At 64.8% G+C, this 24,733-nt stretch carries 20 protein-coding genes; 10 read left to right on the forward strand and 10 right to left on the reverse strand.

The window, feature by feature from the left end:
• Positions 1-9: 9 nt before the first annotated feature.
• The 4 genes from AC1DYL_RS14535 to AC1DYL_RS14550 are packed head-to-tail and all read right to left on the reverse strand — an operon-like array spanning position 10 to position 4,672.
• Positions 10-906, reverse strand: coding sequence for a glycosyltransferase family 2 protein (locus AC1DYL_RS14535; RefSeq protein ID WP_477173684.1), 897 nt, complete (start codon positions 904-906; stop codon positions 10-12).
• Complete coding sequence (locus AC1DYL_RS14540; protein WP_477173685.1) at positions 903-1,883, reverse strand: polysaccharide deacetylase family protein; 981 nt, start codon at positions 1,881-1,883, stop codon at positions 903-905. The genes AC1DYL_RS14535 and AC1DYL_RS14540 overlap by 4 nt, the downstream gene beginning before the upstream one ends.
• Before the next feature lie 7 nt (positions 1,884-1,890).
• A complete protein-coding gene (locus AC1DYL_RS14545) occupies positions 1,891-3,486 on the reverse strand; it encodes a glycosyltransferase (protein WP_477173686.1) in 1,596 nt (531 codons plus the stop codon).
• Positions 3,461-4,672 carry a glycosyltransferase family 2 protein gene (locus AC1DYL_RS14550; protein WP_477173687.1) on the reverse strand — a complete coding sequence of 404 codons (1,212 nt, stop codon included), beginning with the start codon at positions 4,670-4,672 and terminating at the stop codon, positions 3,461-3,463. Before AC1DYL_RS14550 ends, AC1DYL_RS14545 begins: the two co-directional genes overlap by 26 nt.
• A gap of 76 nt (positions 4,673-4,748) precedes the next feature.
• On the opposite strand from AC1DYL_RS14550, the gene AC1DYL_RS14555 reads away from it, so the two are divergent.
• Positions 4,749-6,572, forward strand: coding sequence for an ABC transporter ATP-binding protein (locus tag AC1DYL_RS14555; protein WP_477173688.1), 1,824 nt, complete (start codon positions 4,749-4,751; stop codon positions 6,570-6,572).
• Here AC1DYL_RS14555 and AC1DYL_RS14560 read toward each other — a convergent pair.
• Together AC1DYL_RS14560 and AC1DYL_RS14565 are read right to left on the reverse strand one after the other, a co-directional pair.
• Positions 6,555-8,258 carry a glycosyltransferase gene (locus AC1DYL_RS14560; protein WP_477173689.1) on the reverse strand — a complete coding sequence of 568 codons (1,704 nt, stop codon included), beginning with the start codon at positions 8,256-8,258 and terminating at the stop codon, positions 6,555-6,557. The genes AC1DYL_RS14555 and AC1DYL_RS14560 overlap by 18 nt on opposite strands.
• Positions 8,259-8,263: 5 nt before the next feature.
• Positions 8,264-8,878, reverse strand: coding sequence for a class I SAM-dependent methyltransferase (locus tag AC1DYL_RS14565; RefSeq protein ID WP_477173690.1), 615 nt, complete (start codon positions 8,876-8,878; stop codon positions 8,264-8,266).
• A gap of 307 nt (positions 8,879-9,185) precedes the next feature.
• On the opposite strand from AC1DYL_RS14565, the gene AC1DYL_RS14570 reads away from it, so the two are divergent.
• From AC1DYL_RS14570 to AC1DYL_RS14605, 8 genes are read left to right on the forward strand one after another with little or no spacing between them, the layout of a single operon-like run.
• A complete protein-coding gene (locus AC1DYL_RS14570; protein ID WP_477173691.1) occupies positions 9,186-10,346 on the forward strand; it encodes a glycosyltransferase in 1,161 nt (386 codons plus the stop codon).
• Between the two features lie 35 nt (positions 10,347-10,381).
• Positions 10,382-11,641: an oligosaccharide flippase family protein gene (locus AC1DYL_RS14575; protein ID WP_477173692.1), complete on the forward strand. Its 1,260-nt coding sequence runs from the start codon at positions 10,382-10,384 to the stop codon at positions 11,639-11,641.
• Positions 11,638-12,621 carry a glycosyltransferase family 2 protein gene (locus tag AC1DYL_RS14580; RefSeq protein ID WP_477173693.1) on the forward strand — a complete coding sequence of 328 codons (984 nt, stop codon included), beginning with the start codon at positions 11,638-11,640 and terminating at the stop codon, positions 12,619-12,621. Before AC1DYL_RS14575 ends, AC1DYL_RS14580 begins: the two co-directional genes overlap by 4 nt.
• Positions 12,618-14,051, forward strand: coding sequence for an O-antigen ligase family protein (locus tag AC1DYL_RS14585; RefSeq protein ID WP_477173694.1), 1,434 nt, complete (start codon positions 12,618-12,620; stop codon positions 14,049-14,051). Before AC1DYL_RS14580 ends, AC1DYL_RS14585 begins: the two co-directional genes overlap by 4 nt.
• Positions 14,048-15,193 carry a glycosyltransferase family 4 protein gene (locus tag AC1DYL_RS14590; protein ID WP_477173695.1) on the forward strand — a complete coding sequence of 382 codons (1,146 nt, stop codon included), beginning with the start codon at positions 14,048-14,050 and terminating at the stop codon, positions 15,191-15,193. The genes AC1DYL_RS14585 and AC1DYL_RS14590 overlap by 4 nt, the downstream gene beginning before the upstream one ends.
• Positions 15,190-16,317: a glycosyltransferase family 4 protein gene (locus AC1DYL_RS14595; RefSeq protein WP_477173696.1), complete on the forward strand. Its 1,128-nt coding sequence runs from the start codon at positions 15,190-15,192 to the stop codon at positions 16,315-16,317. The genes AC1DYL_RS14590 and AC1DYL_RS14595 overlap by 4 nt, the downstream gene beginning before the upstream one ends.
• 19 nt (positions 16,318-16,336) lie before the next feature.
• A complete protein-coding gene (locus tag AC1DYL_RS14600; RefSeq protein WP_477173697.1) occupies positions 16,337-17,485 on the forward strand; it encodes a glycosyltransferase in 1,149 nt (382 codons plus the stop codon).
• Positions 17,482-18,480 carry a glycosyltransferase family 2 protein gene (locus AC1DYL_RS14605; RefSeq protein WP_477173698.1) on the forward strand — a complete coding sequence of 333 codons (999 nt, stop codon included), beginning with the start codon at positions 17,482-17,484 and terminating at the stop codon, positions 18,478-18,480. Before AC1DYL_RS14600 ends, AC1DYL_RS14605 begins: the two co-directional genes overlap by 4 nt.
• Here AC1DYL_RS14605 and AC1DYL_RS14610 read toward each other — a convergent pair whose 3' ends face one another.
• From AC1DYL_RS14610 to AC1DYL_RS14625, 4 genes are all read right to left on the reverse strand, one after another.
• Positions 18,481-20,634 (reverse strand): GumC family protein, encoded by a 2,154-nt coding sequence (locus tag AC1DYL_RS14610; RefSeq protein WP_477173699.1) that lies wholly within the window; start codon positions 20,632-20,634, stop codon positions 18,481-18,483. It lies immediately after the preceding gene.
• 123 nt (positions 20,635-20,757) lie between these two features.
• Positions 20,758-21,555: a metallophosphoesterase family protein gene (locus AC1DYL_RS14615; protein ID WP_477173700.1), complete on the reverse strand. Its 798-nt coding sequence runs from the start codon at positions 21,553-21,555 to the stop codon at positions 20,758-20,760.
• Positions 21,555-23,003 carry an O-antigen ligase family protein gene (locus tag AC1DYL_RS14620; protein ID WP_477173701.1) on the reverse strand — a complete coding sequence of 483 codons (1,449 nt, stop codon included), beginning with the start codon at positions 23,001-23,003 and terminating at the stop codon, positions 21,555-21,557. The genes AC1DYL_RS14615 and AC1DYL_RS14620 overlap by 1 nt, the downstream gene beginning before the upstream one ends.
• A 1-nt stretch (position 23,004) precedes the next feature.
• Positions 23,005-23,685, reverse strand: coding sequence for a hypothetical protein (locus tag AC1DYL_RS14625; RefSeq protein WP_477173702.1), 681 nt, complete (start codon positions 23,683-23,685; stop codon positions 23,005-23,007).
• A gap of 195 nt (positions 23,686-23,880) precedes the next feature.
• Between AC1DYL_RS14625 and AC1DYL_RS14630 the strand changes: the two genes are divergently transcribed.
• Positions 23,881-24,708: an inositol monophosphatase family protein gene (locus tag AC1DYL_RS14630; protein WP_477173703.1), complete on the forward strand. Its 828-nt coding sequence runs from the start codon at positions 23,881-23,883 to the stop codon at positions 24,706-24,708.
• Positions 24,709-24,733 lie beyond the last annotated feature (25 nt).

Genomic DNA, 24,733 nt, shown 5'->3' on the forward strand with positions numbered 1-24,733 from the left:
TCGACCAGGTTAGGCGTCAATCAGCCGAACCAGTCGCGCCCGCTGGCGAGTGAGCCAGCGGAGAGCGGCGTATCGCCGTGGAGCCCGGTATTGGAACAGGGCCCGCTGCACCGCGGCCGCAACACGAGGATCGACCGCCGGACGATCGGCGAGATAGCCCTCGAGCCACTCAAGGAAATAGCGGCGGACCTGATGGTAGGTCGGCCCCGTGCCAAGCGTCGCGATGATCGAATTCGGATGCTGCCGATAATCGAGCCATACCTCACCGGCGAAGTAGACCGGTGCAGCAAGGTAGAGCTTGGCGAGGAAGGCCTGGTCCTCATAGAGGTGATAGGGGCGGCGGAAGTGTTCTTCGAAGCCGCCCAGTTCCAGCACCAGCGAACGCCGGAGCAGCAGATCGGACGGGCAGGGGGCATCGGCCCCCCCGAGCGGATAGGTGAGGAGCGAAGCGTCAGGGGGCTGCACTGGCACGTCCTGCCACGGACCGGACGGGACGATCCGATCATCGCCGTCGGCCCACGAACTCCAGTACCGGGTGGCCCCGCAGACCATTCCCAGTTCCGGATGCAGGACGAATATCGCCAGCTGCTCGTCCAGCTTATCCGGTGCCCAGACATCATCGGCGTCGAGCAGGGCTATGAAGTCTCCGGTTGAGGCACGGATCCCGACATTCCGTGACGCACTGAGACCCAGGTTCACGTGTCCGGCGTGTTCTAGGTAGCTTAGCCGGGGATCAACCGCTGCATAGTCCTTCGCGATCTTTGAACTACCGTCGGTCGAACCGTCATCGACCAGAAACAGCTCGAAATCCTTCATCGTCTGGGCCAGCACGCTGTCGATTGCGGCCGGCAGGAACTCGGCGCCATTGAGAAAACAGATGACGACGCTGACGATCGGACCGCTCATGGCCTTACCTCAAGGCTATCGATGAACCGCAGCAAATCCTCGCCTGACTGGTTGGGCACCGCGACACGTGGCAACAGCATCTGGTCGTCCCGGCGTCGTATCGCCGCCCTCCGGGTCGTACACGCCCATGCGAACCCGGCACCGCGCGCCAGGCCGGCGACCGCGGCGTTGCAATCGCCATACGGGTAGGAGAGGCCCACGACCTCCGCTTCGGCGATCGCCTCCACGGCTCTCTTGCCTTCAGCGATCTCCGCCCGCGCCTCGTCGAGCCCGATGCTGGCGAGCGGCCGGTGCGTGGACGTGTGCGCCCCGAGCTTGACCAAGCCGCTTTCCGCGCAGCGCCGAAGCGCCGCGGCAGTTGCGGGAAGGTCCTCCGGCGGCGCTGGGGCCGCGGCACTTTGCTCCCCCATGGCATCGAGTGCCGCCTCGATCTGCGGCAGCGCAAGCAGCCTCAGCGACTCCCAGAGTTCGCGGAACACGCGCTGCCGGCTCGTCACCGGGGGATCCCAGCCGCGCCACTGCGTTGCATCTGCCAGCTCGTCGTCGCCGCCGAAGCCGACATTGCGATCCAGCATCGGCAGGTCCCATTGCCCAGGCCCGGGATGCAGCAGCACAAGCCGGGCCAGTTCGTCCCACCAGAACTCGCGCTCGCGTCCCACATATGAGGTGGCAATGAACCACGTGGCCGGCGCCTCGTGCGCTGCGAGGATGGGTGCCGCGGTGGCGACATTGTCGGCATAGCCGTCGTCGAAGGTTATGCCGATGGCGTCGCGGGGCAGGGCGCCGGCCAGCTGTCGCGCGGCAAAGTCGGCCATCGGCAGCAGCGTGCGCCGGTCGGCAAGTGCTTCGATCTGGCTTGCGAAGTTGTCGGCGGAAACTGCTATCTCCCACGGATCGACGGCCGGCGTGGCCACCCGGTGGTACATGAGGATGACCGGTTCGGATCGCCGGCGAAATCGATCGAGAATGCTCAGCATGATCGCTTCATGCCTTCCGCGCCCGCAGCGTCACGATCACTGGGTAGGCGCGGGCATCGTCGGCGTCGAGCTTTGCGGTATCCAGCTCCTCCACCACCAGCCCCTGCAGGTAGGTGGTTGCCGCATAGACATTGCCGTGCGCCTCGATCGCGATCTGGTCCTCGCCGAAGACCGGCCCGAACAGCCGGTGCATGGCGGCGGGGGTGATCATCCAGAACCAGCCCCGAACTCCCCATTCGCCCCGATCGACCTGGCTGATGCCGGGCACGGTGGCGAGCAGCACGCCGCCGGGCGCGAGCGCGGCATACAGGTTGCGCACGGTCGTATCGAGATCGAAGATCAGCTGCAGCGTCTGGGTAAGGACGATGCAGTCGAAGCTGTCAGCGGGTAGCGTGCCGGCGACGCTGATGTCCCCCACGATGGTCGCGCGGGGGTTGCCGGCATGGACGTGCAGAATGTCCTGCCGAACGACATTGGCACCGCCATACCGCCTTGAATACGTGTCTTCGCCAATCTCCAGCACGCGGCCGCGTACATCCTGTCGGCTGCGCTCCAGAAAGCCCTCGATATAGTACCGGTCGACCGGCGTCCCGCGCCCCCAGCCGAAGTCGCCGTGTACCGGCATGGTCTGGTCGAGGTCGCCCAGCCGGACGGTGCCAACCGGCCTTCCGCCGCGAACGATACGCCGCGCCCGATTGAGCGCCGATGCCGGCAAGAGGGCCTTGAGCCCGCGTCGCACCACTTGCTTAGGCGCGATGGCAAGGCTGTCCCCGAGCTTCGAAAGTCGTTCGCCAAAACTCCGCCCAGGTTCCGCCGCCTGCTTCAGCGCGACGCCGGCATAGTAGCGCTTCCAGGCTGCCTTGCCCTCAGCGGCTCCGGCGTCACCGGAATATCGGTCGAGCACCCTCAATGTGGTGGCAAGCATACGCCGGGGATCGCCGGACATGTTGCCGCCGTGCCAGCGATACTCGGCGACCGGCTGTGAATAGCTCACGATCGGGTGGAGGCCGGTGAGCTTGAGATAGACGTCGTAATCCTCGCAGAGCCGCAGGCCCGCGTCATAGCCGCCTGCCGCTTGCAGCATCCGGGTCCGGTACAGCACCGTTGCGTGCATAGCGATGGGGTTGCCGCGCAAAAGAGTTTGGTGGGGATGCTCGCCCGGCGGTGAGTAAAGGTCATCCGAGATGGGCGCGCCGGTCGCGTCGATCCGGCGAAATCCACCATAGGCGAACACGGCGTCGGCATTCTGCGCCAGCGCCCGTGAGCCGGCCTCGAGCGCCTGCGGCAGCAGCCGATCGTCGGCATCGAGAAAGCAGATGAACTCGGTATCGGCCGCTGCGAGACCCGTGTTGCGGGCTGACGCCAGACCCTGGTTGGCCTGCCGGATAATCCGCGCTTGCGGGTAGCCGGCCACCACCTGTTCCGGGTGATCGTCGGAACCATCGTCCACCACGATGATGGCCGATGCAGCAGCTGTCTGGTCGATCACGCTCTGGATGGCATCGCCGAGAAAGTGCGCATGGTTGTAGGTGTTGATAACGACGGTTACCCCGGCCGAACCGGGCCGTGCCGCGACATCACTCCGATCGGTATGCGAGTCCATCGGCTTGCGTCACTCCGTCGGGACTGTCCGCATGTTTATAGAAATACCTCAGACCATCAAAGTAACCACGCAGTTCATCCTTAAACACGACATCGTCAGGCCTTGGGATGCGCAGGACGATGCGGGTTGCGCGGCGGGCGTACAAATAGGGCATCCGCAGGAATAGCCGCCGCAGGTTGCCCCAATGACCGAAGCGCTGGAACTGGATGAGCAGCGAAACGACGTAGCCCTGCACATAGTCGTGGATCTGCCCGCGCAGCGCCGACATCTCGCTGCGATGGCGATGGTAGGAAACGATGCCGGGTTCGTATCGGCAGGTCCCGCCGGCGGCGATGATGCGATACCACATTTCGGAATCGTCACTGCATCCCGATGCTCCAGCGCCGAGACGCAGGTCGAACATCCCGAGCCGGGCAAACACCGACCGTCGGAACGCCATGCTCGCGCCCGCCCCGATGTCGGAAGCCGGGCAGCCGAGCATGCTGTTGCGAGTCATGAACTCCGGACCGTAGTCGATACGCGCAAAGCCTCGCCCGAACGGCCACTTGAACTCGAACAGCCGCTGCGCCTCGGTTCTGAGTTCGATCGGCAACACCAGGCCGGTCACCGCCTCGATCTCCGGTGCGTCGAAGGCCAGGGCCATCCGCTCCGTCCAGGCGGCATGCAGGGCTACGTCGTCATCACAGAAGGCAACGAGGTCCGAGGTGGCGGCGCGCAACCCGGCGTTGCGCGCATAGTCGAGCCCCTTGCGCGGTTCGTGCACATACCGCACCCCGGGATTGGTCTCGACGACAGCTCGGGCGGAGCCGGTAGAACTGTTGTCGATGACGATGATCTCGTCCGCCGCTCGAGACTGGCCGCGGAACGATGCGAGGCACCTCGCCAGATCATCCGGGCGATCACGGGTCGGGATCAGGACGGACAGGCTGAGCGGTTCCCCGGCGCCCTTCGACACGCCGGCAGCGGGTACCGCGATGCCCAATCCGCGCGCGATGATCGCCCGCTGATCCGGCATCGTCGGCACCGGGGCGACGATCCACTGGCCGACCGGACGATTGTCTCGCCAATAGACGATAAACGCGCCGGCGCCAGCGACGTGCTGCACATCCTGCCGGGTTAAGGACGTTTCCAGATCGACATGCACGATTGGCCATTGCACAGGTGCTGATGTTGACTGGTCTGCCATTTGGTCCATTCTTAGTCGGCACGCAGGTCAGGGTAGCGGCTTGCCGCGAGTGTTGAAAGCTCGACTGGGGATACTCTTGCTGCGCAAGTTAATATCTGCCGTGCTCGTTTCGCCGGAAAGCCCGCTCTTCCCCCTGGCCGCTCGCTTCGCCTGGACCATCCCGGTAGTGGCGATCCTCGTTTCGCTGGCGGGTGCGCTCGAAGGCCTGAGCATCGGCCTGCTGATGCCATTGCTCGAAACGCTGGGCGGCAGCGGATCGGCCAGTGGGCTCGGCTTCCTGGCCGGCGTCGGCGACTGGTTTCCCGCCGAGTATCGGCTCGTCGGCCTGTCCCTGCTCATCCTTGTCGGCATCGTTCTCAAGGGCGTGTTGGGCATAGCCTGCGCCGTATTCGTCCACTGGGTCGACGGCCAGGCGAGCCACGCTATCCGCACCCAACTGGCCGAGCGACTCGTCAATGTCGGGTACCCGTTTCTGCTGCGGGCCGACTCCATTCGCCTGTTGAACATCATCTCAACGGAGTCGTGGCGTGCCTCCGACGCGATCCAGCTGATGTTCCGGGCCATTTCCAGCGCCGTCACCATCGCGGTGTTCCTGTTGTTCGTCGGGCTGGTGCAGTGGCAGTTGTTCGTCGTGGCGCTGGTTGGCGTTTTGCTCATCCGCCTGTTGCAGACGCTGGCGACAAGGAACGTGAATGTCATCGGCGCCAAGGTGAGCGCCGCGAATCTCGGTCTCGGCGACCGCATGATCGCGCTATGCCTTGGCATACCGCGGCTCGTTCGCCTGTTCGGCCGCGAGCGCGAGGAGCAGGAGCGCTTCGATGCCGCGTCCAACGACGTGCGGCGCACCATGCTGGACGCATCCATCGCGACATCGATGGTAGGCCCTGCCTTCGAGGTGCTCTATGCGCTGCTGTTCCTGGGTATCTTCATCGTCGCCCACTGGCTTGGCGTAGCACTGAGCACGCTGATCGTCTTCCTGCTGCTGATGTATCGCATGCAGCCGCACATCCGCGACCTCAGCACGGCTGGCGTCGAGATCGCCACCCGGCGCAGTTCCATCGCCGAGGTCGAGTGGCTGCTGGATGCGTCGCGTGCCGAGCCGCTGCCTGGTGGCACCGCGCCATATCCTGGGCTTCGCGATCGCATCAGCTTCGAACAGGTCAGCTTCGGCTATGATGTCTCCAGCGATCGCGACGCCGCGCTGCGTGAGGTGAGTTTCGCCATCCGAGCCAACCGAAGTACAGCCCTGGTGGGGCGCTCCGGCTCCGGCAAGTCGACGATCGTCAACTTGCTGGCGAGGCTCATCGAACCGACCGGCGGGCGCATAAGCATCGACGGCGTCCCGCTGTCGACGATCGAACCGACCGCCATGCGCGCTCGCGTGGCGATCGCCGGGCAGGATGCCGAACTCTTCAACGGCACGATCGCTGAGAACATCCGCTACGGCACTCCGGAAGCAAGTGAGGCTGAGATCGTCGACGCTGCCATGCGTGCCGATGCGCACGGCTTCATCTCCGCCTTGCCGCTGGGCTACGCTACCGAACTGCAAGGCCCCGGTTTTGGCCTCTCGGGTGGGCAGCGGCAGCGCATCGGTCTGGCCCGCGCGCTCCTGCGAGATCCCGACGTTCTGATCCTCGACGAAGCGACGAGTGCTGTGGATGTGGTTTCGGAGCGGGCGATCATGGACCTCGTCAGCAACAGGCGCCCGGGACAGACACTGATTGTCATCAGCCACCGCGAGTCGACCGTCGCCTACTGCGAGGATTGCATTGTGCTCGAGGCAGGCGCGGTCCTCGAGGCGAGGCCGACAGACGAGATCTCACCAAAACTGGTTCGCGAGGCGATCGAGGAGATCGGCGCGGCCCTCAGCGAGGCGGAAGCGTCAGTCGACCGGTTGTGAGCGTCGAAGCCACCTGGCAACCCGGGACCGGGCGATCCGCCGCCGCAAGCTGGCGGGCGTATCATTCCGCTTGATCTCGAATCGTGGAAGGGCGAAGCGATCCTCGCCCGATCGCGCCAATCCGTCGTGGAGGGCAAAGGCCAGCTCGTATCCCGCAGCGGCTGTAGCCGCCCGAACGCGCTGGTCGTGCTCTCCAAACGTGTAGCCGAAGAACCGGATCGGGCCGAGCCCAAGGGCCTCCAGGTCACGCCGGCTGCCGGCGATTTCGTCGTCCAAACCGGCGTCGGTGAGGCGCGGCAGCTCCGGGTGCGTACGGCTGTGGCCACCGATCTCGATCCCGCCGTCGCGAATTCGCTTGAGCCCTTCGAGATCGAGCAGCGGCATCGGTCGCCCGCCCTTTGCAACGTCCCAGGAGTTACCGCCACCGATCTCTCCCGAGACGACAAAGGCAACTGCCGGTATGGAGCGCGCGCGCAGGATCGGCAGCGCCACGTCGAGCAGGTCGGTGTAGCAATCATCGAACGTAACCAGCACGGGCTTCGTGGGCAGGGGGCTGTTGTCGGTCATGTACCGGAGCAACTGCTCCCCACTGATGAAGCTGTGCCCCGAGGCCAAAAGTGCATCGAGTTGCGCGGCCATTAGCTCGGGAGGCAAGCCATACGGGGCGAGGAAGCCCGCATCCGAGAGGTCGGCGATGGCGTGAAAGCACATCACGACGACCGGCTGCGGCTTCGGCATCCCGCCGGCGCGGGCGACGCCCCGCCAGTACTGCATGTCGCGAACATTGTAGAACAGCTTCGCCCACCTGCTGTCCCTGCCACCTCTCGAAAAGCCGTAATAGGCAAGCTGCGTGAGGGCCGCCGCGATCGGTGCCGTCAGTCGCGGGAACCGTGCCATCGGCTGCCAGTATCGGCGCGCCCGGCGGCTGTCGGCGCCGTTCAGCTTGAAGAGCTCCATTCCGCGATCGGGGTGCTTGCGCGAGAAAATGACGTCGGCCTCGCCTGCGTCCCGCCATTGCTTCATGTATTGCCTGGGCCCGACAACATAGTTCTGCCAGGTGATCGCCGAGGCATTGAAGACGACCCTTGCCTGCCGCTGCAGCAGGCGATAGCCGAGGTCGATATCCTCGTTGCCGAAACTGCCCCCCTCGGTGAACTTTCCATCGAAGCCGTGCAACTCTTCGAACAAGGCACGGGGCAGGGAGATCTGCCCGGTGAGCATGTCGTGAAGCGTCAGCTGGCCCCCCGCCTCCAACCGCGCCTTCCGCTCCTCCGTCCACTCGGCGACGCCGCGCGCGATCAGGGTGTCGGGAGCCCGGGGATGCAGCGGCATGTGCCCGAGCACCACGTCGGCTCCAGCCTGGTGCGAGCGCTGATGCTCCGCCAGCAATTGCGGATGCGCCTCCATGTCGTCATCGATGAACAGCAGATACCGACCGCGTGCCAGCCGCGCGCCGTGGTTGCGCGCACTGCTGGCGCCGGCATTCGCCTGCTCCACCACGCTGAACGGAAAGGGCACGCTGAGTGCCTTCAGCGCCGCGGCGCTGCCATCGGTCGAACCATCCGCAACTACGATGCATTCGAAGCTGATGCCGCCCTCTTGCGCGGCCAGCGACTGCACGAGGGCGACCACCAGGTCGCGCCGCTGAAACGTCGGCACAACGACGCTGAACTCCGGCGCTGCCATCCCGTCTACTTGGACCCGATGGGCTTGAGAACCTTGATCACCCAACGATAACGAGCCTCATTCTGTACCTGGGTCAGCGCTTCCTGTCGGTACTCGGCCGCCAGACCCCGCCAGATGGTCTCGGATCGCGCCGTTGTGAGGCCGGAGAACATCGAGACGATGATCGCCCCGTCCTCCGCCAGCCAGCGGGACCAGTGGCGCACCACAGCCAGCGGATCATCGAAATACTCGAGCACCTCGTTGAAGACGATCAGATCGTAAGTCCCGGGAGGTTCGAATGTCGCGGCGTCGGCTGCGACGAAACTGTTCCGCTCGTCCTGCCGCGGCGCCATGCGGGCGATCGCCTCTTCCGAAATGTCGATGCCCAGGTAGCTGCCGACCTTGGTGTGATCGAGCCGGTCGTGCAGGATACCGTCCCCCGCGCCGACCTCGGCGATGCTGCCGCCGGGTTTCAGAAAGTGACAGTAGCCGACGACCACGCTGAAGCGTGACAGTTCGCCGATGCCTCTGAGATATTCCCAAGTCCCCCCGGCGTACTGCTCGTCCAGGTGCGCCTTGCCGCCAGACATAGGCCGGTAGGGGGCGACTCGCGACAATTGCCGGGCTGCTGCGTTCGCCATGTCTGTCGCCATTGTCTGCAGTCTGCTTCGTAGCCACGTCAACGCTGTTACTCCTGCAGGAAGATTGATCGGTCCCCAGTGTATCCAGAACCCTCGGCGGCACCTTGTCGAATGACGACCGCTGCAGCGTTAAGGTTATCATCTACATCAATGCAACGAAGTGAATTTTGGCGTATTGTTCAACATGACGGGCCTTGGGACATTGTGAACAGTCAGCGCGCAGGCAAGGGGGTGGCATAGCGCGCCGGCAGTAGAGACGACACATTGACTCGGTTTGCTCACGGCCACCGTCGCTGGAGCATGGGACTTGAAGGTAGCCATCGTTCACGATTGGCTCGTAGTGGAAGGCGGCGCCGAACGCGTCCTAGCCGAGATACTCGCCCTGTTTCCCGAGGCGGATCTGTTCTCCGTCGTCGACTTCCTTCCCAAAGAAAATCGCGCATTCCTGGGCGGACGGACCCCGCGTACCACCTTCGCCCAGAAGCTGCCGTTCGTGCGCCGCCACTATCGCAAGTATCTGGGGCTGATGCCGCTGGCGATCGAACAGCTCGATCTTTCACCCTACGACCTGATCATCAGTTCTTCCTACGCGGTAGCCAAAGGCGCCATCACCGGGCCGGCGCAGATTCACGTCTGCTACCTGCATAGTGCTGCACGCTACGCCTGGGACCTGCAGGCCACCTACCTGCATGAGGCCAAGCTCGAGCATGGTCCGTTGAGCTGGTTCGCCCGCTGGCTGCTCCACAAGTTCCGCATCTGGGATGTCCGTACGGCCAGCGGGGTCGATCACTTCGTCACCAATTCGCGCTTCGTCGCCGGCCGCGCGCGCAAGTTCTACGGGCGCGAAGCCGTGGTGGTGCATCCGCCGGTCGACGTGACGGCCTTTACCCTCGGCGACGCACACGAGGATTTCTATCTCACCACCTCGCGACTGGTGCCCTACAAACGTGTGCCCCTGGTCGTCGAGGCATTCGCAGCAATGCCGGAGCGCCGCCTGGTCGTGATCGGCGACGGCCCCGAAATGCCGAGAGTCCGTGCCGCGGCGGCGCCGAACGTCACTGTTCTCGGCTATCAGGATCGCGACACCGTCATCGACTACATGCGCCGCGCCAGGGCCTTCGTGTTCGCGGCGGAGGAGGATTTCGGGATTACCCCCCTCGAGGCTCAGGCGGCCGGCACCCCGGTGATCGCCTATGGCCGCGGTGGCTCGCTCGAAACTATCGTCGTCAAGCCGCAAAATCGGACGGGGGTGTTCTTCCACGAGCAATCGGCAGCGGCGATCGCGGCCGCAGTGGCTGAGTTCGAGGGCCTCTCCCCAACCATCTCGCCCGCCGCGTGCCGGGAGAATGCGCTTCGCTTCTCGTCGGATCGCTTCCGCGAGGCTTTCATGGACGAGGTTCAATACGCGCTCAACAGGCGACACAGGACGGCGGCGCGGCACCCCTCGTCGAAGACGGCACAGCGGTGACCGAGGTGCAGTCGCACATCAGGAGGCTGACTGGGATGCTCAGTCCGCGCACCTGGGCGGGGCTGGCTTCGGTGTCGATCTGGCAGGCTGCAAACTACCTGCTGCCGCTGCTGACCTTCCCCTATCTGGCGCGCGTCCTGGGGGTGCAGGGCTTTGGCTATCTGGGGGTGGCACTCGCCGTGGCGGCCTTCGCCGGGGTGATCGTCGACTGGGGCTTTGCGTACACCGCCTCCCGCGCCATTGCCCAGCAGCGACAGGTCGCAGGCGCGGCCAACAGGATAATCTGGGCGACAACCGCCGCGAAGGTGGGGCTCGCCCTGCCGACCATGGCCGCGGTCATTGCGGGAACCACGTTTCTGGTCGCCGACCCGGTGCTCCGGCTGACGATTATCGCGTCGAGCCTGGGCGTCGTCGGGTCGGTCCTGTCGTTGGAGTGGGCGCTGCGCGGCAGCGAGTCCTTTCGCGAGTTCATGTCGGCTTCCGTCCTCGGGAGGCTCGCTATTGTCCCGCTGGTCTACCTCTTGGTGCACCAGCAATCCGATGTCTGGATCGCGGCCGGGTTGACCAGCCTCGGTTCGTTCATCGTTGCTGCCCTGACGATAAACGGGGCGCTGCGCCGGGGACTGCTGCAACGTCCCCAACTGTCCCTCGAGGCTACCGTCTCGCAGTTGGCCGAGGGCAGCTTCATGTTCATCTCGGCGATCCTCACCAACGTTTACTCCAGCGGATTGTCGCTAATCCTCGTGCTCACGTCGGGCACCCACCAGGCCGGGTTGTATTCGGGAGCGGATCGGACGAAGTGGCCGTTTATCAGCCTCCTCAACCCGATCATCATGGTTGCCTATCCCAAGATGAACGCACTGGTCGGTGAAGCCGCGGAAGATGCCCGGCGCACGGCGATATCGCTGCTGAAGCTGCACGCCGCGGTCGGCGCCAGCATCGCGGTCGGCCTGTTCATCTTCGCGCCGCTCGTCGTCGCGATCCTGCTCGGCGATGCCTTCGGCGACGCGGTGCCGGTGCTTCGGATCCTCTCCGGTGTCATCGTCCTCAGTGCCCTTAACTCAGCCATGGGCAAGCTGATCATGCTGCCGTTCGGGCTGAACCGGCAATTCACGCTCTGCATCTTCGCCGGCGCCGCGACGGCTACGATAGCTGCCCCGCCGCTCTGCCTCCTTTACGGGGCGCTGGGCGCTGCGGTGACCATCAATCTGGCTGAGGCCGCCATGGCGATCAGCTTCTTTTTCACATTGCGTGCCCAGCTCAGCTGGTTCTTTCCGAGCCGGAGGCGGCCATGAATGTAGCCCGTCAGGTGTCGTCGACGAGGAAACGACGCACACAGGCTCTGACCGCACCGGAGCGCATGACGATCTCGGTCGTAGTGCCCAGCTATATGCGCGTCGACGACCTGCGCCGATGCATCGCCGCCCTCGACAACCAGTTGCGGGCGCCCGACGAAGTCATCGTCGTCTGGCGCGCCGGCGATGAGGAGACTGAGCGGCTTCTCGCAGAGAGGACCGGAGGCGGAACCCGGATCCGCGGCGTCTGCGTAGATGAGCCCGGCCAGGTGGCGGCCCTGAACGTCGGCCTGCAGGCCGCCGCCGGCGACATCGTCGCCTTTACCGACGACGACGCGGCGCCCTTTCTCGACTGGCTCTTGCGGATCGAGCAGCATTTCAAGGCCGACGGCCGATTGGGTGGGGTAGGGGGGCGCGACTATTGGGACGGCGTTCATCGCAAGGGTAGCCACCCCGTCGTTGGCCGGGTGCAGTGGTTCGGCCGGTGCATTGGATTCCACCACGAGGGTGTCGGTGAGCCGAGAAACGTCGAGATTCTCAAGGGAGCCAACATGAGCTTCCGCCGCGGCGCCATCTCAAACGGCTTCGATCGGCGGCTTCGCGGCGATGGGGCCCAGGTCGCCAACGACCTCAAGCTTGCGCTCGAGGTGAGAAAGCAGGGTTGGACGCTCGTCTACGACCCCAACGTTGCGGTCGACCACTATCTGGCGGTGCGGCACGACGACGACAAGCGCACATACCGGACTCCCGCCGCCCAGACCAACGCCTCCCACAATCAGGCGCTTGCGCTGCTGGACTACCTTTCGCTCTGGCAGGTGCCTGTCTACCTAGCCTGGACCGTGGCGATTGGCTCCCGGGAGGTCCCCGGCATTGCGCAGGTGATCCGTCTCAAGCTCAACGGCGAACACCGCGTCGGCAGCATCTATTGGGCCTCGCTGCGCGGCACGCTGGCCGGCATCCGAACATGGTTGCGGCGATGACCGATATCCCCTCACAGCGACGCAGCCTCGGGGACGTCATCACCCCGCCGACGCTACTGCAGATTGGGGTTCTGCTGATCTGCCTCGCCGCACTGCTAACAGGGCAGGCGCGGCTCCTCTACTATGCTTTCACGCCAATGTGCCTGATGGCCGGCTTCGTCCTGTTCCAGCGCTATCCGGCGCACTACGTCCATTTCACGATGTGGCTTTGGATGCTGGCGCCCTTCGTTCGACGCCTGGTGGACTGGCAGACGGAGTACAGCACCCTCAATCCGGTATTGCTCGCCCCGCTGCTGGTGAGCAGCATGTCATTCCTGACGGTGATCCGGATTTCCCGCCACCTGCACGAGAATCGCTACTACCCCTTCAGCCTCTTCCTGCTGATGATGATATTCGCCTTGCTCGTCGGCATCATGGCATCGGGACCATTCGCTGCGGGATACAGCTTCATGGCCTGGCTGGCGCCCCTTTCGGTCGCCTTTTATATCCTGTCGCAGCCTGCCCGCGCCGCGGATTTCGGCAGGGCCATGTTCGGATCCCTCGCGTTTGCCGGGTTGTTTGTGGGCGCCTACGGGCTCTACCAATATTACTTCGCTCCCGAATGGGACACATTCTGGATGATCAACGCCGACATGTTGTCGGTCGGCTATCCGAAACCGGGCGAGATACGCGTTTTTGCCACCCTGAATTCCCCCGGCCCTCTGGCCATCTTCATGGCGGCATCGCTCATCGTCCTGGCGGCGAACAGCGGCGTGCTGCGCTGGGTGGCGGCTGTGCCTGCAGCAGGCACGCTGGTGCTTTCGCTGGTCCGCGCTGGGTGGGGCGGCCTGGTGGTCGGGCTGGTCGCCATGCTGCTGATGGGGCCGCCTCGTTTGAAAGCGCGTTGGCTGCTTTCCATCCTGTTGGCCGGTGTCGTTGTTGTCCCGGTGCTGGCCATCCTGCCGTTTTCCGACACAGTAGCGGGGCGTTTTGAGACTTTCGCCAGCCTTGAAGACGACACGAGCTTGAGAGTCCGTGCGGACTTCATCGATGGCCTGCTGAACGCCACCTTCACGAACCCGATCGGCCGTGGGATGGGCGCGACAGGTGCCGGCACGCGGCTGACCAACCAGTCCGGCAACCTGGGGGAATACGGCATCTTCGACAGCGGCGTGCTGGATATCTTCTTCACTTTTGGCTGGGGTAGTTTCGTCGTGATCGCGGCGCTGGTGATGATTTTCAATCGCGCTGTTCGCAACGGCAGGCGCAGCATCGAGGGCAGTGCGGCAGCCTCTGTCGCCATCGCGACGCTGTCGCTGCTGCCCTTCACGAATATGTTGCTTCAGGGCCCGGGCATGCTCATCCTACCCTTCTTCGCCCTTGCCATCGTGCTGGGTGAAAGCAACTCGGAACAGACGCGCGAACGTCCACCGGAGGAGCTGATGCGGTGAAGATCGCGATCGTTACACACCGGTTCGCGCGAAACGACGGCCAGGGCCGCGTCAACTACGAAACCGCTTTGCGCTCCGCCGAGCTAGGTCACGAACTCTACCTTGTCTCCGCATATGTGGCGCCCGAACTGCTCAAATACCCCCATGTGCGCTGGGTGAAGATCTCGTACGGTGTCATGCCGAGCAGCCTGATCCGCTATCAGGTCTTTGCCTTTCGAAGCTGGCTTTGGCTTCGCGCCAACCGCTCCTGGCTGGACATCGTGCACGTGAACGGCGCAATCACCTGGGCTCGCGGTGATCTGAACTCCGTTCACTTCGTTCACAGTGGCTGGCGCCAATCCGACCACTTCTCCAACTCGCCGGGCTGGCGGGGCACCTACCAAGGCCTGTTCGGCTGGTTCAATGCTCTCGCCGAGCGACGTTCCTTTCTCGATGCCACGCAGATCGTCGCAGTGTCGCCCCATCTGGCCAGGGAAATTGCCGATCTCAGCATCGAGCCTGGTCGCATAGAGGTTGTGCAGAACGGCATCGACGCAGCCGAGTTTTCACCAGGGGTGGGCGATCGGGCCCGGTTTGGCCTGCCTGCCGCAGGTGTCATGGCGGTCTTCGTTGGTGACTTGATGACCGAGCGCAAGAACCTCGACACCGTGTTGAGCGCGGTAGCGGGTGTGCCCGATCTCCATCTGGTGGTCGCCGGAACTTCTGATGGCAGCCGCTTTCCCGCCCTGGCCAAGCGGCTCGGCATCGCCGACCGGGTTCATTTCGTCGGCATGGTCAAGGATATGCCACTGCTGTTGCGCTCGGTGGATTTCCTCGTCTTCCCGTCGCGATATGAACCGTGGGGCATGGTCGTGCCCGAGGCCATGGCTGCCGGTTTGCCGGTGATCACCACGCGGTCGACCGGAGCTAGCGAAATCGTCGCTGAGGACGCGGGCTTCGTTCTCGATGATCCAGACGACGTGCATGTGCTGGCAGCGGTCATCCGTCAGGTCGCGTCCGACGCCGCGTTACGCGCGGCGGCAGGCCTGCGGGCGCGCGAGATCGTGCAGCCCATGTCGTGGGGGAGGATGGCCGATCAATATGTGGCCCTCTATGCGAGGCTGTTGACCCGGCGACAGACCCGTGTCGGATCGCGCAATTGAGGACCCTCCAGATTGGTCTGGATTGGTTCCCCGAGCGCGCCGGCGGTTTGTCGCGCTACTTCTACGAACTGGTCGCGGCGGCCCCTTCCGTCGGTCTTGATGTCCGCGGCCTCGTGACCGGCTCTGCCAATATCGCCGCCTCCACCGACGGCAAGGTCACCGCTTTTGCCGCGAGTACTGCTCCCATGCCTCAGCGGTTGCTGGCCGCTCGCGCGGCCATCGGCGGGGCTCTTTCCAGCTTCGACCCGCAGGTCGTTGGCTCGCATTTCGCGCTTTACACCCGAGCGGCCCTCGATCGGATCGACCGCCCGCTGGTTGCCCATTTTCACGGGCCGTGGGCGCTGGAGGTGGCGACGGAGCGCCGGGAGCGGCCGTCGGTCATGCGTCAGTGGATAGAGGCGAGCACTTATCGCCGGGCCGACTTGTGTGTTGTCCTATCGGCCGCATTCGGTCGGGTGCTGAGCGAGTCATACGGCGTCGCACCAGACCGTATCCAGGTGATCCCCGGCGGCCTCGACGCCGAGCGCTTCCGTCAGCCGGTCAGCCGCGCCGAGGCCCGGCAGCGGCTCGGCTGGCCCGCCGATCGCCGAATTGTCTTCGCTGTACGGCGGCTGGTGCGGCGCATGGGGCTGGAGTCGGCGATTGCCGCGATCGCGCGGATCAAAACCACGCACCCGGATGTACTGCTGATCATCGGCGGGCGAGGCCCGCTGCAGGCCGAACTGGCCAAGGCGATCGAGGACGGCCAATTGGGGGAACATGCGAGGCTCATCGGCTTCGTCGCAGAAGCCGATTTGCCGCTGGCCTATCGGGCGGCGGACCTCAGCCTCGTGCCGACCGCCAGCCTCGAGGGCTTTGGCCTGATCGCCGCGGAGTCGCTCGCTGCCGGCACACCGGTCCTTGTCACCCCGGTTGGCGGATTGCCCGAGGTGGTGACCGCACTGGAGCCCGAACTCGTGCTCGAGGGCGGCAGCCCCGAGCAGATTGCGGCGGGACTGGATGCGGCCCTTTCCGGCCGGATCCGGCTGCCGGACGCCGAGGCCTGCAGCACCTATGCGGCATCGCATTTCGGGTGGCCAAAGGTGGCGGCAGACGTGAGGGATGCCTATGCCCGGCTCCTCTAATCCCGCAACCGAATTGCCTGTGCTCTTCATCGGCCAGACCGGTGCCTTGGGCGGCGCCGAACTGTCGCTGCTCGACACACTGAAATCGCGATCCGGCTCGGCCCGCATGATTCTCCTGGCCGACGGTCCATACCGCGAGCTGCTCGAGGCAGCGGATGTCGACGTAAGGGTAGTCGATGGCGGCATCCAGGTCCGCCGTGACAGCGGGCTATGGACCGCGCTTGGCAGCGCCGTCTCGGTGGTCCGAACCGCTGTCGCTGTCGCGAGGCAGGCCAGGCCCTATGCAGTGATCTATGCCAATTCGCAGAAGGCCCTCGTGGTCGGCGCACTTGCCTCGCTCCTGGCGCGCCGACCGCTGATCTGGCACCTCCGCGACATTCTTAGCTCCGAGCATTTCAGTTCGACCCTGCGCAAGGTGGCCGTCCGCGTGGCCAATTTTCGGGCCAGCATAGTGCTCACCAACTCCCGAGCGACGGCCGAGTCCTTCCGCGCGTCCGGTGGCAAGGTCGCGACAACGGTCATTCACCAGGGCGTTGCGTCGGAACGGTTCGACGTGATCGACGCCGAAACTGCATCCAGCACCTTGCGCCGGGAGCTTGCCACCGGCCGAAACATGCTCGTCGGGGTCTTCGGCCGCCTCGTGCACTGGAAGGGGCAGCACGTCGCCATCGAAGCACTGAAGGGCCTGCCGGAAGTCGACCTCTTGCTGGTCGGCGCCCCGCTATTCGGCGAAGAGGCCTACGAGCAGGAACTGCGGCGACAGGCCCAGGCTTGCGGTGTTGCCGACCGGGTCCACTTTCTCGGCTTTCGCTCGGATGTCGCTTCGCTGATGAAGGGCGTCGACATCATCGTCCATTGCTCCGTTGCGCCGGAGCCGTTCGGACGAGTGGTCGTCGAAGGCATGCTGGCCGAGCGGCCGGTCATAGCGACGGAGGCCGGCGGTGTCTCGGAGATCATCGAGAGCGGTGTGCACGGTATCCTCGTGCCACCCGGCGACGCCGGCGCTCTTGCCGATGCGCTCGGCGCGCTCGCGGCCGATCCCGCGTTGCGGAGCCGTCTTGCGGCGGCGGGGCGAGCCCACGCACTCGCGGATTTCTCCCTCGAGGTCTGCCTCGCGGCCGTCGACCGGGCCATTGTCCAGGCCGCCACGGGCAAGAGCCAGCCATGACGAAGCCGGCAGCCGCGCCGCTCGTATCGGTGGTCATCCCGGCCTTCAACGCCGAGGCCACGCTGCGCGCCACACTGGAGTCTGCACTTGCTCAAACCTACCAGCCCATCGAGATACTCGTGGTCAACGACGGCTCGACCGATGCGACAGCCCAACTCGTCGCCGAATACGCCGAAACTCACCACAACATCCGCTGCATCACGACCGCAAATGCGGGCGTGGCTGCTGCGCGTAACAGGGGGATGGCCGAAGGCCGCGGAGAGTACGTTGCGCCGCTCGACGCCGATGACCTCTGGCACCCCGCCCATGTCGCCGAGCATGTGAAGGCACTGGAGGCGGCGGGGGAGGGGGCCGCCGTCGCATATTCCCCGTTCGTCCTCATCGATGCCGACGACAGGGTCTTCCGCCGTTCGCCGGTCTACCACCAGAGTGGCCGCGTCTTCGATTTTCACCTGCGCTCAAATCTCGTCGGGAACGGCAGCAGCATGACCATGCGCCGGTCTGCAGCGCTGGCGATGGGTGGCTATCCCGTATTCCTGCGCGATGAGGGGCTGCAGGGCTGCGAGGATCTGTTCCTGCAGCTCCGGCTCGCCCACGGGTTCGACTTCGTTAGCGTGCCGCAAGTTCTTACCGGCTATCGCCGGACCCCGGACAACATGTCGGCGAACGAAGCCCGCATGCTGCGCTCCCGCGTGCGGGTGATCAGGGCGATGGCCGAGCTCCCCGGCGTCACCGGCAGGCTCGCCTACCATCGCGCACTCTTCGATGGCTGCGGCCTGCTCGTCACCTGGCTGTTCTACGACGAGGGCGTCCGTCCGGCTCTGGCCGAACTGAAGCACCAGGTGCGCGGGCCGCTGGAGGCGATCCTCGTGCCGCTCTTCGCTGCGGGTCACGTCGTCATGCGGGGGGCAAGGCGTGTCGCCAAGCGGGTGCTCGGCCCAGCCCGGAAACCGGAAGCGGCCGGCCCGAGCTTCGGCGAGTGGATCAGCGGCTGATCAGGTCGTATCGCTGTAGTAGTAGCTCTCGTACTTGCCTTTGTACGAAGCGCTGGCGCGATCCTGCTGGTTCAGCACCCCCTGCAGCTCGGCCTCCGGTGCCTTGGCATCCTTTAGGCTCGCGAGCGCCATCTTGGCTTCAGCCTGCGAGGTCGTGCCCGACCGAAGCACGAAGAGGATGAAGTCCGCGCTTTGCGCCAGGTACAGGCCATCGACCACGGGCCCCACGGGCGGGGTATCGAGGATGACGACGTCGTATGTATCCCGGATCGTTTCCAGCATCCTTGCGAACGCGCGGCCGGTGATCAACTGATCGGTGGGCACATCGCTTGGGCGCGCGCCCACGATGACCCGCGCCTCGCTGGCGTTGTCCTTCTCGGTGATCGCTGACAGGTCCAACTCGGCGTGATCGTCCCTGAGGTAGTCGATCAGCGACGTCGATGGGTTGAGCCCGACCATCTTGTGAACCGTTGGCTTGCGCAGGTCACAGTCGACGATAACCACGCTACGGCGCGCCAGCGCATAGGCTCGGGCAAGCGACAGCGCCACCGTGCTCTTGCCCTCGTTGGCGGTGGACGACGTGATCATGATGACCACGGCCTTGCCGCTCTCCCGCGCCGTCCCGCCCTTCAATGCCTTCCTGTGCGTCGCCTGATCGATCGCGACTTTGACGCGCCGGATACCCTCGGGGAACGAGGACATTGCCGCCGTCACCATCAGGTCGGCCAGCCCGCCCATATTGCCGGCATCACGCGACGCGCCCTTCTCGCGCGGCAACGCCGCCGCAATCGGTATCCGCAGCACCGCCGCGGCTTGCTCCTCTGTCAGGATCCCACCCAGGATGTTCTCCCGCAGGAACGCCAGCACCACCCCGAGACCCAGCCCGGCGAGCCCGGCCAGTGCAAGAGTGAGGTTGATATTGGGGAACGAGGGTCGGCCCGGAACCAGCGCCGCCGAAACCACGCGGCTGTCCGCCACCTGCAGCGAAGCTTGGGCTTCCATGTCCCGTATGCGCGTGAGCAGCGTCTGGTACTGAGCCCGTGCCAGCTCGGAATTCTGCTGCAGCTCATAGATCTTGGCGAGAATGTCGGGCGACAGCGAGCTGCTCAGCACTGCCGTACGAAGCTGCTGGCGAACCTCGCCTTCCTGCGACTGCGCCTCGGAGACGCTCCGCCGCAAGCTGGTGAGCTCTCCTGCCGCGGCATCGACCAAGCGCTGTTCGACCTTGGCCAGTTCGGCGCGCAGGTCGATGGTCTGGTCTGCCGAGGCGACCTGGATTCGTGCGCTCAGTTCCCGTTGCTGCCGGTCGAGTTCGTCCAGCGCCTCCGACTGCAACGTCTTGGCCAATGTCGACCAATTGCGCTGGTTCAGGCTGAGTTGCGCCAGCTCCGCCCGCTCGCTGTCGGCGGCGCGAGTCGAGGTCAGGCCCGCCAGTTTGTCGCGCATGCCTGCGATGTCCGAGCGCCCGGTCTCCGTTACGATCTGCGACAGGCTCGTGTTGATGAAGTTGTCGAACGCCCCTTCCGAGGTGACGATGGCTTCGCGCGCCTGCGTCATGCGGGCCTGCAGCGCGTCGCGCGACATTAGGCTGCTGTTCACCTTGGCAGACACCTGGTCCTGGATGTACGCAGCGGCCCAGACATTGGCGATGTCGGCGGCGAGCTTCGGGTCCTCGGCCGTTGCTGTGATGTCGACGAGATTGGTCTTGTTGCGGCGGCTGACCTCGATGGAGTTCCTCAGCGTCAACAGCACGCGCCCCAGCGCCGCGTCGCCGGTCGGCAGGGTAGGGCGACCCAGCTGGAGGAACGCCATCACCCGGTCGACCAGTCCCAGCTTCACCCCGAATTCCGCATCGCGGACCAGGTTCATATCCTTGATGACGTTCATCAGGATGCTGGTCGACTGCAGGATTTCGACTTCGCTGTCGACCCGTGCATTGTCGATCTCGGCGTTGCCGCCCTGGTAGCCTGGGTCGAGCAGGTTTTTCTGGCTGGTGTCGACGAGCAGTAGCACCGATGCGGAGTATCTGGGCGTCAGCGAGAAAACGACAAGCGCGGCGAGCCCCACTGCCACGACCAGGACGATCACAATCAACCGCAGTTGGCGGCGCAGGAGCCCGACTAGATTTCGCAGTTCGAAGTCAGCGTCTTCCATAGTACCGCGCATAGCAGAACGGACAAACGGCCGGCGCCGCCTTCCCACAACAAATGCCCAACATAGTCTTGGGCGGCAATACACTTCTTCGAATACGCTTAAGGCGGGCGCGGCCGGCCATGGTCAACGTCCCGTCCTCAGAAACGTCGGCGCCCGGCCTTTCTCGAGGCGCACCGCGGTCAGCCTGCCGTTGGCGAATGCTCCAGTATCGATGCCGATACGCCACCCCCTGATTTCGGGCTCGCTGGCCGGCGTGTGGCCGTGAACCACAATCACATCGCCGTCGCCGGCCTCCTCGAGGAATGGGTCGCGAATCCAGATCAGGTCCTCGTCGGTCTGCTGGTCGATCGGCACCCCCGGGCGAATGCCGGCATGCACGAATTGGTGCCCGGGCACGGCAAGGCCGATCGGCAGCGATCGCAGGAAGTCGAGATGGGACTCGGGGATCAGGCTGTTGAGGTCGGCGGCAATGGCGCGAGCGCCGCGCCCCCCCGCTGCGACCGGTCGGTCCCGCATTCCATACGATCGAGCAGTTTCGAGCCCGCCGAAATCCATCCATTGCGCATTGGCAACCGGATCGGCCAGGAAGTCGAGCAGCAATTGTTCGTGGTTGCCCACCAGCGCAATGCGCCGGAAGCCCGCCGGGGGCGCCGACATCAGGTGTCCGATGACTTGCGCCGAGTGGGGGCCACGATCGACGTAGTCGCCCAGGGTCACCAGCCAGCGCTCGCCCTCGCCGACGTCGGCCGCATCCTCGACGATCATCCGCTCGAGCTGCAGCAGCTCGTCGAGGCAGCCGTGAATGTCGCCGATCGCGTAAATGACCGCCGGCCACTCGCTCGCAGTCAGCCTTGCCCGAGCCTCGACGGGGGAGGAAACGGGCCGTCTCCGGCCGAACAGCGAGCGAAGAGTATCGAGCATCAGCGCGATGGATGGTGACCGCTGCGCGCCACTCCGGCAACCCCCGTCGCGACGATGGCGAGAAAGAACAGCGTGTTGGCCTGAATCTCGAGGCTGAAATCGACCAGCGAGTGCGTCGCCCCCACCACCAGCACGCCGAGCCCGGCAAGCTTCGCAGTCCAGTCCGCCCTCACCTTGCTGAGCCCTCCAATGATGCGCACTCCCGCGGCCAGCAGCAGCACGATCGGGATCGAACCGGCGACCAGTCCAAGCTCGACCCACAGCGCCAGGTAGCTGTTGTGGGTCCTGTCCCAGACCATGTCGGCACTCACTGGTGCCTGGTGGAACAGCGGGTAAGCCAGCTCGAAGGCTCCGCCCCCATAGCCCACGAAAGGCCGGGCGAGAATCATCTGCACCACCTGCGCGTAGAGGTCGAGGCGGACATCCGATGCGCTCTCGACCGAACCAAGGCGCTCCAGCAGCCCCTGTCCGTAGGTGAAGAAGCCGAGGACGATCGCCAGTGCGAAGATCGGCAGCAGCGCGAACAGCCTTCCCTGCCGGCCGGAGTGCGCAACGCTAACGACGATGATCACCAGGCTTCCCGCAATGGCGGCGGCGAAGCCCATGCGCGATTGCGTTGCAAACAGCGCCGCGACGATGATCGCATAGGCGAGCAGATAGAGCAGGATCATCGGATCGAACCGCCGCACTATGGGCACGCCATCCTCGTCCTCGCCATGCACCAGCTTGCCGGCCGCCAGCGCCATCGCCACGACGCCGCCGAACGCCAGGAAAGTCGCAAAGGAGTTGCGATTGACGAAGGTCGCTGTCGCGGAGCCGGCATAAGCCCATTTCGGCAGGCCGAGTATCGTGTCGCCGAGCTGCACCAGCGAGACGAAGCCGTAGATCGCGTAGAGCGTGACGATGATCAGCGCCGCATTCAACACGAACGACTTGCGCCGGTGATTGGTCGTGACCTGCAGCATCAGCAGGTAGAACACCGCGTAGGTCACCATTCGCATCAGCATCAGCCACGTCGACTGCGGCGCGAGGCTGATGGTGTTCGGGGTCAGCACTGCGCCATCAGGCGTGACGATCGACAGGTACTGCCTCACCTGGTCTGCCCACGGCCCCAACAGGCTAAACGGCACCGTCTGCAAGATCAGGAAAAGGCCCAGCAACAAGGCCAGGAAAACCGACAGCCGCATGTACTGAAAGCCGTAGCGGGCAGCCTCGTTCAGCCGGCCCAGCCGAATTGTGTAGAACGTGCCGATAAGGCCCACCACTACCGCTGTGACCGCCCAGAAGAACCCCCGGTTGCTGCCGAGCGGCACAGGAGCGAGCGCCACGACGAGCATCAGCAACCGCGCCACCGTATCGTTCAGCTGCGACTGTCGGCTCCACAGCGCCGGCCGCGCCATGCGGCGCCCATGTTCGGGCCGGGTCGTGGTGATCTCGATCTGCGACATGCTAACTCCCGACTGCCTGTCGTGCCGCCGAGCCGACGTTCGACACGAAACGGCGCTGGTCTGCCTCCGGCATCGTCTCGACAATGGCCGTTATCCGCTCGCGGAAATCGGCCTGTTGGACATATCGTTTGGCGATGCTGGAAATCCCCCGAATGCTGGCGACCAGCATCTTGAGATCGCGATCGTGGTTGGCGCGCACTTCCGGCGCGAGCTCGGCGAGATGATCCTCGGCCAGCGGGACCCGCAGCTCTGCGATCCATTGTTCGGCGGCCCCCGTCTGCTGCGATTTCAGCAGCCGCTCGTTCATGCCGGCCGTGTCGCCGGTCAGTTCCGACGTCAGCGCCCCAACATACCAGGCATAGGAGGAACTCGGGTTCTGCCGCACGATGGCGTCGGCGGCCTCGAGGCAGTTCTCGCTGACCTGCGCCTTCCGGTCAGTCGGCTGCAAGCGTCCGTACAGCGACGAAATGGTGCGTACGCAATTGTCGAGCACCAGCCGCTCCGATGCAATCGAAGGGCCGGGCGAGGGGTTTTTCGCCGCGAGCGACGCGAAGCGCTCTGCATCTTCGATGCCGCCAGTAAAGTACGGCGAGGCCTCTCGCAGTCCCACCCATCCTCCCGCGGCGAGCAGTGCAAGCGAGAGAACTAGTATGGTTTTTCTTGTACCAGAACCACCAGCCATGCGTCACTGCCAGTCGATGTCGGAACTACGTCTGTTGATTAGGCACTTAGGCGCATCACAAGCAAATTGTTTTGATTGCCAGGCTTAACTTCCACGCCTCGCAAAGGCTGCATCGGGTGCCCGAGGAGAGCCGATTGCACCTGCATCCGCGGGCGTGCCGCGCTATGGTTCCATATCCATAAGCGAGTGATTCAGATGAGCATTTCCTACGACGCCGTTCTTGCCGACATGGTCAGCGTGGCGCGGCAGGCCGGCGCCCTGACCCAAGGCTATTTCAAGCGATTCCGCGACATCGAGATCGGCATCAAGGGACCGGCCGATTTCGTCTCCGACGCCGACAAGGAGTCCGAACTCCTGATCCGCAAGTTCTTGTTCGAGCGCTATCCGGACTGGAGCTTCACCGGCGAGGAATTCCCGCCCGTCGACAAGGCTGATCAGGAATACCGCTGGCTGGTCGATCCGATCGACGGCACCACCAATTTCATCAACGGCATGCACTACACCATCTCGATCGCGCTCCGCCGCGGCAACGAGACGGTCGTGGGTGTGCTCTACAACCCGCCGGCCGATGAGATGTTCACCGCCATCGCCGGGCAGGGCAGCTTCATGAACGGCGAGCAGTTGCAGGTCTCCGAGCAGACCGATATCGGCCTCATGAACATCGGCACCGGCCTCCCCACACCCGGCCTCTCCCTCTACCCCGGCGCCTACGAACGCCTCGACGCCATCCGCGCGCCCGTCGGGGCTGTTCGCATCGTCGGCAGCGCCGCCAATTCCTGCGCCTATGTCGCGATGGGTCGCCTCACTGGCTATTTCGAGGAAACCGGCTTCGTCGACACCGCCGCGGGCATCCTCTTCGTCCAGGAAGCTGGCGGCATCGTCACCGACTGGTGGGGCAGGGGCCCAGAATACTACGAGCAGACCGGCGCCATGATCGTCGCCAACAAGGCCACCCATGCGTACCTGATCGAGAAGCTGAAGGACGTGCCGAAGAAGGAGACCAAGCACCCCAAGGGTGCGTGAGAGGGCACAGTGCCGCCACAGCGGC

This window comes from Devosia sp. P1_H9 (genome assembly GCF_056405135.1).